This is a genomic window from Vibrio sp. 2132-1 (genome assembly GCF_033344315.1).
Map to the genome: position 1 here is coordinate 1 of NZ_JAWPON010000511.1, position 618 is coordinate 618.

Annotated in this window: 1 protein-coding gene; it reads right to left on the reverse strand. The window is 45.3% G+C overall.

Annotated elements, in window-relative coordinates:
• Positions 1-446 (reverse strand): sulfatase-like hydrolase/transferase (locus R8N47_RS26360; protein ID WP_318186252.1); only part of this gene is annotated, 446 nt, incomplete at its 3' end.
• Between the last annotated feature and the right edge of the window lie 172 nt (positions 447-618).

The following is a 618-nucleotide window of genomic DNA, read 5'->3' on the forward strand; positions in this document are numbered from 1 at the left end:
TCTTCTTCTGCGTTCAAGTGGTAAAGGTTACCCATGAACTCATCAAAACCGTGGTTTGTTGGCAACATTTCATCTTTGTCACCAAGGTGGTTTTTACCAAATTGGCCTGTCGCGTAGCCCATATCTTTAAGTGCCGTCGCCATTGTAATGTCTTGCGGTTGAAGACCTTGTTCTGCACCCGGTAGGCCTACTTTCGTCAAACCGGTACGGATTGGCATTTGACCAGTAATGAAAGTACTACGGCCCGCAGTACAAGATTGCTGCGCGTAGTACGCAGTGAAAAGCGCACCTTCTTGCGCAATTCTGTCGATGTTTGGTGTGTTGTAGCCAAGCATGCCTTGGTTGTAATCAGTTATGTTACCGTAGCCGATGTCATCACCCATGATAACCAGCATGTTGGGTTTAGAAGCTGCTTGTGCGGCAATCGGAGCTGCCGTTGCAAGCATCGTGAGTACTAGAGTATTTTTGCGAAAGTTCACGTTTTTTATTCCTTCACGTTAAAAACTTCCTTTATGGTATGCCTGCTGAAAAAACGATTGAAGTTATACAAGATATAACAAATCTCATCTCAACTGGCATAGCATTGCAATACCAGGCGGGACAATGAGCAGGATCGGA